Here is a 10,540-nt window from a genome sequence, read left to right as displayed (position 1 = left end):
TCGCCGCGGGTCCGCACGCTCACACGCCCCTCCCGAAGCGGTGCAGCGTGTTGAGCACGCGCTCCGCGTTGGGCGGATGCGGCAGCACGGCGAGCGCCACCGCGGCCCGCCACTGCCGCGGGTCGGTGCGGACGGTGCGCCGGATCCACTGCCACGACTCGGCCCGGTCGCCGGCCGCGGCGGTGCCGAACGCGAGCTGGCCGTAGACGCGGGCGGCACCGCGAGGGTCCGCGGCTATCGCCGGGTGCAGCCGCAGGATCGCCCGCAGCGCGGCGTTCTTGGTGTTCCAGCGCCGCGCGAACATCGAGCCGCGGCCCCACTGCACGACCGTCATCGGCTCGTCGAGGTGCGCGATCGGGCGGCGCTCGGCGGCCCGGAGCTTGATGTCCCAGTCTTCGAGCTGGCTCTGCGGCAGGTCCTCGTTGATCAGGCCGATCTCCTCGACCAGCACCCGGCGGTCGAAGAAGAAGCACGACGAGTGCAGCATCGCGTAGATCGACCGGGTCAGGTCCGCATGGGTGACCGCGTCGGTCCCCGCACGGCGGTCGGTGCGGATGCCGTCGTAGTCGACGGTGATCGAGCAGGTCACCATCTCGGGCCGGTCCGGTGCCTCGGCGCGGTCGACCTGCCGGCGTATCTTCGCCGGGAGCCAGTGGTCGTCGTCGTCGCAGAAGGCGACGTACGTCGTGTCGAGCGCCAGGATGCCGGTGTTGCGGGCTCCCGAGAGCCCGGCGGTGCGGTCGTTCGTGACGACGCGGACCGGCCGGGTGCTGTCGCCGGACGCCAGGCTCCCGTCGGGCGTCGTGCCGTCGTAGACCACGACGGTCTCGATCACGCCCGGGTAGTCCTGCGCGACGACCGAGGCGAGCGCGCGGCGCAGCAGCTCGGGCCGGTGGCGGGTGGGGATCACCACGCCGACGCGGGGCGGGACCGTCGTGATCATCGGGGGTCTCCTTCGGAGTGTGCGGGCAGTTCGGGACCGCGGGCCGCGACGGCGGCGGCGACCATGAGGAGGGGCAGGCCGTAGGGCAACATGCCGTAGAACAGGAGCTGGACCGTGCCGACCAGCAGCGTCGTACACGCCGCGACGCCGAGGGGGTCGCCGCGGCGCCGGCCACGGGCGCGCATCGCCAGGAAGAAGGCGACCCACGCGAGCGCCGCCACCGGGCCGTGCGAGACGAGCAGCATCCACAGCTGGCCCTGGGTGCCGACGCTCGGCTCCTCGGGGTTGGCCGACGGGATCGGCGCCGCGTGACCGAGCAGGGGCGAGGCCGCCACCGCCGACAGCGACTGCTCGTAGAGAGACAGCCGGGCGGTGTTGCTCGTGCCCTCGGCCTCCTCGTTGAGCCGCAGCCCCATCCGCTCGCTGACCGGCAACACGTTGAACAGCACCACGCCGAGCGCCACGCTCAGCGCGACCGCCACGACGATCGCGCCCTTGCGGGCCAGCGCAGCCCGGACCGCCAGGTAGGCCACGGCGATGCCGAGGCTGATGAACATGCCGCGGTTGAGGGTGAGGAAGGCCGGGATCGTCGAGGCCAGCAGCAGGGCCGCCACAGCCAGACCCCGGCGCGTTCGCCAGGTGTGCAGCAGGTAGACGACGACGAAGGGCGCCAGCAGGGAGTACACGCTGCCCCAGTTGTTGGTGTAGAGGAACGGCGCGGTCGGCCGCGGCGAGACCTCGAGGAAGCCGTCGGGGTTGTACTGCGCGAAGGGGCGGACGGTCATCTGGCCGATCAGCTCGTTGGCCCGGGCGGCGCCCGGCAACAGGTGGTGGGCGGGCGTGCGCAGCGAGCCGGTGGGGACCGCCAGCCCGAGGTAGCCGCCCACCGTGACGTAGAGGAACCACAGGGTGAGGGTGCCGGTGAGGTAGCGCGAGGTGATCGTGGCGCGGGCGTTGAACACGTAGGCGAAGATCACGCCGGCGGCCACGCACAGCAGCCAGCGGTACCCGAAGAGCACCAGGCCGGCCGCCCGGTCGAGCATCACCACCGACGCCAGCGCCCAGGCGCAGTAGAGCACCCACCAGCCGAAGCCGCGCGGGACCCGGACGCCGCCGACCCGGGTCATCAGCCACGCCATCAGCACCCCGAACGGGATCGTGACGACGTCGAGCACGCCGCACGCCCACCACAGCGGCAGCCCGCCGAAGAGCACCCCGAGCGGCCAGGTGGGCAGGTCGAGGGCCGAGCGCGGCGGACCGCCCGGCCGGGCGGGTGCCGGGCGGGTGGGGTGCTCGCGCACGTTCATCGGGGTCGGGACCTTCTGTGAGGGCGGGTGTCCCTCCACCAGTGCGTCTCCGCCCGGCTCTTGATCCACCGAGCGCGGACTTCTTCCACCGGCGCCGGCTCGGGCTCAGAGCAGGCGCATCGGGTTGCCCACCGCGACGGCGCCCGCCGGCACGTCCTTGGTGACCACGGCGTTCGCGCCGATCCGCGCGCCGTCGCCGACGGTGACGCCACCGATGATCACCGCGCCGGCACCGATCTCGACGTCGTCGCCGATGACCGGGCAGGGGCCGCCGGCCGCCGCGTTGCCGATCGTCACGCCGTGGCGCAGTAGCACCCGGGCGCCGATCACCACGCGGTCGTTGACGACCAGGCCGACGCCGTGCCGCAGCCGCGCGCCCGGGCCGATCGAGGTCTTCCAGGGGATCTCGATGCCGAGCACCCACTCGACGAGCACCCGGTAGGCCAACCCGTAGGCCGTCGCGGGGATCCGCCACGCACCGGAGCGATGGCGGCTCGCGCGGTGGGCGAGCCGGAAGGCGAGCATCACCATCCGGCCGCGGTGGTCGGGTCGGTTGGCCCGCCAGTCCTGCAGGACGTCGGCACGAAGGGTCGTCGGCGGCATGCTCACGTCCCACTGGTGCACCCGGGTGGCCGTCCTGATCCCCCCGGCACGGACTTTCGCCCGCGGCTACGACGCCGGCGTGAAGTAGCGGAAGGCCGCCCAGTAGTACGGATGCGGGTACGACGCCGCGACCCGCCGGCGTGCCAGTCCGAGCGCGCGCCTGGGCGGGTCGCCGGACGCGAGCCGCCGGTAGAACTCCCTCATCAGCTCGACCGTGACCGCGTCGTCGACCACCCACAGCGATGCGACGACGCCGGCTGCCCCGGCGTTGAGGCACGCCCAGGCCAGGCCGATCGGCTTGACCAGGTTGCCGGCCGCGCGGCCCGAGCCGCAGGCGCTGAGCACGACGACCCGGTCGTGCATGGGGAAGCTCCCGTCGACCAGCTCGGCGGCGGTCAGCCAGCCGTCGGAGAGGCGAAGCGCGGAGAACAGCGGGTTGCCGGCGTGGAAGCGGCCGTGGGTCGCGAGGTGGACCACGTCGGCGTCGACGATCCGCTCCGCCAGCACCTTCGAGCTGGCCTCCTCTCCCCGGTGCACCTCGGCGTCGGGCAACAGGCCGGCGATCATGTCCGCCTCGGCCTCGATCTCGGGGGCATCCTCGTCGGGCAGCGCCAGCACCAGCACCGCCGTGGACGCCGCCGGCTCGTCGTGCGGCTCCTCCACCAGGTCCGCCGCCGGCGCGAACCGCTCGCGCCAGGGCGCGCCGACGTCGAGCATCGCGTCGAAGGGCACGCCGAGCAGGTGCCGGTGCCCGGCGACCGAGAGCGGCTCCAGCTCGATGTCGCTGAGCAGGTCGGCCAGCGGGCCGACCAGCATCTCGTACAGCGCGTCCAGCCGGGAGAACGTGGGGTAGGTCGGGTGGGCCGGGTCGGTCGCGCCGAGTGCCGCGACCATCTGGCACTCGTGCCGCCAGCCGTCGACCAGGCGTGCCGTCTCCGAGCTGATGCCGGTGAGCCGCCGCACGAAGACCTGGCCCTCACGGATCACGAAGGCGAGGACGTCGTTGCCGATGACGTAGTAGTCGACGGCCGGCCCTTCGGGGACCAGCGGCAGGTCGGGCGCGTCGGCCCGGCCGGGCTCGGTCGTACGGCGCCGCGCGGCCTCGATCAGGTCGTCGGTGTCGGCGATCGAGCCGGCGGCGTCGTCGACGTGCCAACCCGCGGTGTGCTCGCGCAGCGCGGAGAACGCCGAGGCCTTCGACGCGCGGACCCGCTGCCAGGCCTCGATCACCGTCGCGTGGCGACCGTCCGAGACCAGCAGGTCGATCAGCTCGTCGCTGGCCTCGGCCAGCAGGCCCCCGCGGCTCGAGGTGGCGCGCGGCCGCTGGGCCAGCAGCGGCTGCATGGCGCACGCCGCCCGCAACTCGTCGGCGGCGTCGCTGGTGCGGCCGGCACGACGCAGGAACCGGGCGCGGGCGAGGCGAAGCTCCATCCGCAGCTCGGGGCGGGCGAGCCGGTCGACCTCGGCGGAGGCCCGCGCGATCCGCACCTCGGCGTCGTAGGGATCGGTCGCGACCCAGGCCGCGAGCACCATCGCCCGGACCCGGTTGACCTCGAGCGTCGTGTCGTCACCCTGGATCCGGGACAGGCGCATCCCGACCGCGCTGTGGTGACCCTCGAGATGGGCGATCCGCGTGAGCAGCAGCCGCGCCTCGTCGCGGGTCACGACGTCTCCGCACTCCTCGCTGAGCCGCTCCGCCGCGTCCAGCGAGCGCTCGGCGGCGTCGGTGCGGCCGAGCCGCAGCGCGGCGGCGGCGCAGACCAGCTCGGTGCGGCCCAGGTCGGCGATCCGTCCCGAGGCTCGGAACGCGTCGCGCGCCGAGACCGCCTTGCTCAGCGCCTCCTCGGCGAGACCGGCGCTCAGCAGCGCCTCCGCGAGGACCCGGTCACGCTCGGCGAGGCCGACGCCCTGGGTCTCCAGCGTGGGCGCGATCCGCTCCAGCAGCTCCATCGCCGACACCGGGGTCCCGGCGGCCGCCAGCGCCTCGGCGATGGGGATCACCGCCTTCGCGGCGTCCAGCGTCGCGCCCTCGCGGATCAGCTCGCGCCGGGCTTCGCAGAGCACGTCGAGCGCTCGGTGCACGAGGCCGTCGGCGACCAGGACGCGCCCCCGCTGGAGCCCGATCTTGGCGACCGAGAGGCGGTCGCCGATGCGGCGGGCGAGATCGTCGGCGAGGTCGAAGTGACGTACGGCGGCGGCCAGGTCTCCGACCGCGGCGTGCGCCGACCCGAGCTGCTGGTGCGCCCGGACGTGCAGCCGGGTCGCGACCTGCTCGTCGCCGACGCTGCCCCGCTCGACGCCGGTGAGGATCCGGCCCACGACGAGCACGACGTCGGCGTACTCCCCCGCGGCCAGCATCACCGCGGTGCGCCCGAGCATCGCCTCGCGCGCCTCGAGCGTCCGGCCCGCGGCGAGCCAGTCCATCCGCGCCCGCTGGAAGGCGGTGATCGCACCGATCAGGCTGCCGCGGTCCAGCTCGATCTCCCCGCGCAGCAGCGCCAGTCGAGCGCGGCCCGTCGGGTCGTCGACACCGTCGAGCAGTCTGTCGATGGTGTGGATCAGCTTCGCGCACCGCGGCAGATCCTGGTGCTGGATCCGCTCGGCCTGGGCGAGCAGGCGAGCGACGTCGTCGGTGCGGTTCATCGGGAGGTCACGCCGACCCGCCTCAGGCGTCGGCGAGCTCGAGACGTGCCGCGACCCGGACCCCGTCGGCACAGATCCGCAGCTCGTCGACCGCGACCGGCACGTCGCCGAACTCGAAGCGGCCGTCGGAGGTCGTGACGCCGCGGCGACGTACGACGCCGTTCTCGAGCAGGGTGATCTCGGCCGCGACGGGTCCCCGCTCGGCGAGCAGCAGCCCGCGCAGCGCGACCTGGCCGCCGGACGCCGGCTCCGTCTCGAGCACGAAGCGCCCTGCCTCGCTGTCGAAGGCGAGATGCGTCTGGCCGGGCGTGTCGGGCCCGCGGACCCCGGCGAGCTGGGCGCCGCGGGTGTCGTAGAGCAGCCGGGCCCGGCTCCACCCCCGGCCGGCGGGGATGGCACCGGGTTCGCGGAACAGGTCGCGCAACCGGCTGCTCAGGTCCGCCGGCGGCGTCTCCAGCTTGAGCCGTTCGGTGGTCGCGAGGAACTCCTCGACCCAGGCGGCCGCGCCGGCCGCCTGTTCGTCGCGGCCGACGGCGTCCGCGACGCTCTGCGCCCGCTCGGCGGGAAGCCGGCCCTCGATCCAGTCGACGATCTCGGTGAAGGTCGTGCGCCGGGTCACCAGGCACCTCCCTCGGTCAGGATGCCGCGGAGCTTCTCCAGGCAGCGGCCGCGCAGGGGACCGATGCCGCCGATGGAGCGTCCGAAGCGCCGGGCGATCTCGGCATAGCTGGGCGAGTCGGGGTCGAGATAGAGCGCCTCGAGCAGGTCCTTGCAGGTCCCGCCGAGCTCGGCCAGCGCGTCGTGGAGCGCGAGCGTCGAGGCCCACTCCTCCTGGGACTCGTCGACCTCCTCAGGCGCGACCTCCAGCTGGACGTCACGCCGGCTGAGGTTGCGCACCCGCCAGGACTGGCGACGAGTCACGGTCATCAGCCACGAGGCCAGGCGCTCCTCGTCCTTGATCCGGTCGAGGGAGTCGATCAGGGTCAGGAAGGTCCCCTGGGTGATGTCGGCGGCGTCGTCGGCCGAGAGGCCGTTGCGCCGCGCCACGGAGTAGACCAGCCGCTCGTAGCGACCGACCAGCAGATCCCACGCCTCCGGGTCCCGCTGGCGGCAGCGGGCGAGCAGCTCGGAGTCGGTCGGCTCGGTCTCCGCGGCCCGCGACAGCGAGCGCAGCGGGATCACCTTCGCCACGGGGGTGTTCTGGTCGTCGTTCTCGGAGGCGGCGGGTACGCCGTAGGAGGGGCTGGCCATGGTCCTTCGCTCGGTTCGTGGCGCCGTGGCGTGGATCGCACGCCGAACGCCTGTCTGGTGGACGCGGAGACGGGCCCCGAGCCCCCACTCCGACGTTCATCAAACGGTCACCGAGGATGCCTCGTCACGAGTTCGACCCCCCGAGTTCTCAGACCTGATACCGCCGCTCGCGAAACCCCTTTCAGCGTGTCGCGCGCATCACATGAGCGGCGTCCAAGCCGGCCCGGAACCGGCGGTACGACGCGAGCTCGGCCTGCACCGGATCGACCACCTGGACCCGGACCACCCGGCCGATCACCTCCGCGCAGTCGTCGGTCAGCGCGCGGCCGTCCCGGACGGCGGTCCGCCGCCGCGCCGACCGGACCCCCAGCCAGCCGCCGATGCCGGCGAGCACCCCGCAGACGGCGAGCGCGGCCGCGACGACCGACTGGCCGGCAGCCGTGAGCACGCCCGCGCCGACCAGCGCGACCAGCACCGCGGCGGCTGCGCCGGCCAGGATGCCGCGTCCCGTGTCGGCGCCGGATGCGGGGCGCAGGGCTCCGAGCTCGGCGTCGAGCCGTTCGGTCAGCAGCGGCAGGCGTCCGGTCGCCGCCGCGCGCACCGGCGCCCCCCAGACGTCGGTGAGATCACGGGCCGCCTGGTCGGCGAAGGAGCGCACGGCGGCGCCGACGGCCGCGCCGTCGACCGGACCGACCCGGACCTCGCGGCGTGCCCGCCGGTCGGCCCGCGCGACCCGCGCGGCCGCGCCGGGCACCCCGCCGGCGTCGGCGACCCGGCGCACCAGATCGTCGACCCACACCTCCGGCACGGTGTGCGGCGCATCGCCCGCGGCGCGGTCGAGGGTGCTCGCGGCGGACGCGATGTCGGCGGCCATCCGCTCCTCGGCGTGCTGGTTGTCCTCCACCCGGCGGCGCACGGCGGCCCGCAGGTCGTCGACCCCGAGCCCGCTGCGGGCGCTGATCGCGAGAACGCGCGGATCCCTCAGGCCGTCGGCCACCAGCACCTTGCGCAGGTCGCGCAGCAGCCCGGGACGCTCGTCCTCGGCGACGGTGTCGACCTGGTTCATCACGACCATGGTCACCGCGCGGTGCCCGGCCAGCGGGCGCAGGAATCGCTGGTGGATCGCCGCGTCGGCGTACTTCTGCGGGTCGACCACCCAGATCATGGCGTCGGCGAGCTGGATGACCCGCTCCGCCTCGCGGTGGTGCGCGGTCTCGACCGAGTCGTGGTCGGGGAGGTCGAGCAGGATGAGACCCTCCGGCAGGATGCCGCGGGGCGGCGCCTCGAGGAGGGTGGAGCGGAAGTGCTGGTTGGCCGCCGGCACCCCCAACCAGGCCAGCAGGTCGCGCACCTCGGCGTCCGGCTCGCCCCAGACCAGGGCCTTGGCGACGGCGGTCGTCGGGCGCTGGGCGCTCGACTCCGAGAGCGGGGCGCCGGCCAGCGCGTTGAAGGTCGTCGACTTGCCCGAGCCGGTGGCGCCGGCGATGGCGATCACGGTGTGCCGCCCCGACAGGCCGAGCCGGCCGTCCGCTCGCGCGGCGGTGGCCTCGATCTCGTCGAGGAGGGAGTCGTCGAGTCGGCCGCGCGCCTCCTTCACCGCGGTCCGCAGGCCGTCGAGCCGGCGCTCCAGCGACGACTGCCGACGGACCAGCGATGCCGGAGCGTCCCGGAACACCGCGCCCAGTCCACCACTCATGCCGGCACCTTCCTGTCCATCGGGCTGGTCGTCGGGCTGATCGTCGGGCTGATCGTCGGGCTGGTCGTCGGGGCGAGCGCGGCCCGCTCGATCGCCTCCCGTGCGCCGCGGACCAAGCGCGGCGCGTCGGGCGTGAGTCCCCAGGCCGTCACCGGCCGCAGGTAGCGGTCGCGCTCGAGCGCCATCAGGTCGGCGAGCAGCGCGTCCAGGCCGGTGCGGGCGGCGGGGACCGCCCCGGTCAGCGTGCCCACCGCCAACGCGACCGACAGCAGCCGGGCCACCCGCCCGGTCTCGTCGGCACCGGTCGCGCCGCTGCCCAGGCCGCGTCGCCAGCCGGCCACCGCGGACCGGCTGCGGGCGGCGAGGCCGCGGCCGGGGCGGGACAGGTCGTCGCCGGACCAGTCGAGCATCGCCGCGCCGTACGGCGTCGCGCGCAGCGCACGGCTGGTCGCCTCGGCCGCCTGCTCGGCGTGCTCCAGCACCAGCGCCTCCAGAGCCAGGTCGAGCGCGAGCTCGACCGCATCGAGCTGCTCCGGGGCCACGGCGGCGCCCCGGTCGCGAACCCGCTGCAGGAGATCGGCGGGCGCGAGCCGCTCGTCGGTGCCCACCAGGTCCTGCCAGCGCACCAGCAGCGTCCCGCGCAGCACCGAGCCGTCGGTGGCCGCGCGGACCAGGGCGGCCTCGGCGGCGGCATAGGTCCGGTCGGCGACCCGCAGCAGCTCGCCGACGGCACGGACCTGCTCGTCAGCGGCCGCGGCCACCTCGTCGGCGACCTTCCCGGCCTCGCGCAGAGCTCCGGCCACGCACTGGGCGGCGATGTCGCGACGGATCGCCGGCGCGGCGGAGAGCTCCTCGATCGCGCCGCGGATGGCGTCGACCTGGTGGGTGCGGAGCAGGCCGTGCTCGATCCGTCCGTGCTCGACGATCACGACCTTGCCGCGGCCGATCCCCCGGCGGCGGAGCTGGCGGACCAGGTCGGTCGAGACGACCTCGAGGTCCTCGGGCTGGATCCGGTTCAGGACGACCATCAGCGGCGTGTCGCGCCGACGGGCGATGTCGAGCTGGTGCCACGGCACCTGGTCGGCGTACCGGTTGGCGGAGGTGACGAAGAGCCACATGTCGGCCGCCGCGAGCAGGCGCGTCGCGAGCCGGCGGTTGGCGTCGTCGATCGAGTCGAAGTCGGGGGCGTCGAGCAGCGCTGTGCCGCGCGGCACCGCGGTCGTCGGCACCAGCTGGAGGACCTCGGGATCGTCGGTGGCGTGGTCGACCCGGTCGAAGGCGCCGAGGATGCCGTCGCGGGCGAACCAGGCGGCGTCGGCGGGGTGGTGGATCAGGACGGGCGAGCGGGTCGTGGGCCGGATCAGGCCCGACTGGGTGACCCGCTCCCCCACCAGGGTGTTGACGATCGTCGACTTGCCGACGCCGGTCGGGCCGCCGACCACCAACAGCAACGGGCGCTCGGGCTGCGAGAGGCGCGGCAGCACGTAGTCGTCGAGCTGGTGGAGCAGGATCTCGCGGTGCTCACGGACCGGCTCGCTGCCCGGCAGCCCGAGCGGGAGGACGGCGGCCCGAAGCGCGTCACGCAGCCGACGCGCCTCCTCGGCGCCGGCGCTCACCGCCGCCCACCTCGTCTCGACCGCATCCGCTCAGCGCCCACCAGTCACCTCGTACCTCGCACCGCCCGCGCTGGGTCCATGCCAGCCTGTCGAGACACCAGTGGCCCGACGCCGACCAAAAGATCCGACCGGGCTGAGAAAGATCCGCGTCGGCCGGCGCCGGGCTGGTCGGGCGGGCGGGTCGGGCGGGCGGGTCGGGCGGGCGGGGAAAACCAGAAGACCCCCGCCGACCTGCACTGATGCAGATCCGCGAGGGTTCTTCCTTCGGTCGGCCTCGTTGCGCAGTGGTCTAACCTCAAGTGGGCCGCTGGCCCCTTGAGGCGAGCTGCTCGGCTGGCCGAGCAGGCGAAGCCGAGAGAAGCGCAGCCAGCCGAAGTCGCGCACTACCGCGTGAGCTTGCGACTCGGTGACAAGAGAGTCCCCTGGAGTGGTGGGGTTTGAGGACCGGCGGCGGGGCTTCATGACGTAGGCGGCCATCGGC

The 10,540-nt window shown here is 74.4% G+C and carries 8 protein-coding genes; all 8 read right to left on the bottom strand.

The window, feature by feature from the left end:
- Positions 1–19: 19 nt before the first annotated feature.
- Positions 20–943, bottom strand: a complete 924-nt coding sequence (locus ACPZVR_RS10625) for a glycosyltransferase family 2 protein (protein ID WP_436699553.1) — start codon at positions 941–943, stop codon at positions 20–22.
- Positions 940–2,289, bottom strand: a complete 1,350-nt coding sequence (locus ACPZVR_RS10620) for an O-antigen ligase family protein (protein ID WP_436699552.1) — start codon at positions 2,287–2,289, stop codon at positions 940–942. The genes ACPZVR_RS10625 and ACPZVR_RS10620 overlap by 4 nt, the downstream gene beginning before the upstream one ends.
- A gap of 66 nt (positions 2,290–2,355) precedes the next feature.
- Positions 2,356–2,853 carry a serine acetyltransferase gene (locus tag ACPZVR_RS10615; protein ID WP_436699925.1) on the bottom strand — a complete coding sequence of 166 codons (498 nt, stop codon included), beginning with the start codon at positions 2,851–2,853 and terminating at the stop codon, positions 2,356–2,358.
- Positions 2,854–2,919: 66 nt separating this feature from the next.
- Positions 2,920–5,496 carry a CHAT domain-containing protein gene (locus tag ACPZVR_RS10610; protein ID WP_436699551.1) on the bottom strand — a complete coding sequence of 859 codons (2,577 nt, stop codon included), beginning with the start codon at positions 5,494–5,496 and terminating at the stop codon, positions 2,920–2,922.
- A gap of 22 nt (positions 5,497–5,518) precedes the next feature.
- The gene (locus ACPZVR_RS10605) at positions 5,519–6,115 is read right to left on the bottom strand and encodes a hypothetical protein (RefSeq protein WP_436699550.1); all 597 of its coding nucleotides are present in this window, start codon (positions 6,113–6,115) and stop codon (positions 5,519–5,521) included.
- Positions 6,112–6,747 (bottom strand): RNA polymerase sigma factor, encoded by a 636-nt coding sequence (locus ACPZVR_RS10600; protein WP_436699549.1) that lies wholly within the window; start codon positions 6,745–6,747, stop codon positions 6,112–6,114. Before ACPZVR_RS10600 ends, ACPZVR_RS10605 begins: the two co-directional genes overlap by 4 nt.
- 181 nt (positions 6,748–6,928) lie before the next feature.
- A complete protein-coding gene (locus tag ACPZVR_RS10595) occupies positions 6,929–8,443 on the bottom strand; it encodes a GTPase (protein WP_436699548.1) in 1,515 nt (504 codons plus the stop codon).
- Positions 8,440–10,059 (bottom strand): GTPase domain-containing protein, encoded by a 1,620-nt coding sequence (locus ACPZVR_RS10590; RefSeq protein WP_436699547.1) that lies wholly within the window; start codon positions 10,057–10,059, stop codon positions 8,440–8,442. The genes ACPZVR_RS10595 and ACPZVR_RS10590 overlap by 4 nt, the downstream gene beginning before the upstream one ends.
- Positions 10,060–10,540: the final 481 nt, after the last annotated feature.

Source organism: Nocardioides segetis, from assembly GCF_051390595.1.
Lineage (GTDB): Bacteria > Actinomycetota > Actinomycetes > Propionibacteriales > Nocardioidaceae > Nocardioides.
The sequence above is the reverse complement of the archived record's forward strand: the minus strand, read 5'-3'. Positions and strand labels throughout refer to the sequence as shown.